The sequence below is a fragment of the Paenibacillus tepidiphilus genome, assembly GCF_008635795.1.
Taxonomy (GTDB): Bacteria; Bacillota; Bacilli; order Paenibacillales; family Paenibacillaceae; genus Paenibacillus_AQ; species Paenibacillus_AQ tepidiphilus.
Genome location: NZ_VWRQ01000078.1, coordinates 1 through 623 on the forward strand (window position 1 = coordinate 1; position 623 = coordinate 623).

The window sequence follows — 623 nt, forward strand, 5'->3', positions numbered from 1 at the left end:
GAAGGCGGCGCTGGCTGGGGAGCGGGACGATCTCGATCCGCGCGACAGCGCCGGCATCGAGGCGGCGATTTCCCGCTATGCGCCACTGGCGCGCCGGCTGTATAGCCAAGCTGAAAACGACCACGCCCGCCAGGAACAGCGCCGCGCCGATTTCGACCAGGTGCATGCATCGCTGGCCTTGGAGGGGCTGGCCATGAACGCGGATGATCTGGCGGTTCAGGCGCTGCTGATCCGGGGCGACATCACCCACGATGAGGCGGTGCAGTGCTACCGCATCCTGCATCGCCATGCGCAGTAAAACCGCCTCGCCGCCCGAGGTGGCCGACGTGCTGGATTTGCTCGAATCGCAGCCGGAAGAGGCCCGGATGGCGTCGGGCGGTTTTTCTCGTTTTTCCTGGCGGGCGGGCTGGACGATGCCGGGGGCGAAACGCTGCATTCGCACATGCGGGCATGGTTTGTCCGTCAGCGCCGTTTTCGGTGAATGACCGGACTCATCCACTAGGGCCGGGCAAGGTATGAATAGAGGGCGATGCTGGCTTGCGGGATGGCCCCGCACCCCCGGAAAACTTGTCACACACCACGCAACTCCCGTTGCTTCGCTAAAAGCCTTGTGCTGCAAGGCT

General features: G+C 64.7%; 1 protein-coding gene. It reads left to right on the top strand.

Annotated features, from left to right (window positions below):
* Window positions 1-298, top strand: a 298-nt coding sequence (locus F1379_RS29570) for an antitoxin VbhA family protein (RefSeq protein ID WP_203457202.1), incomplete at its 5' end; no start/stop codon positions are given.
* Window positions 299-623 lie beyond the last annotated feature (325 nt).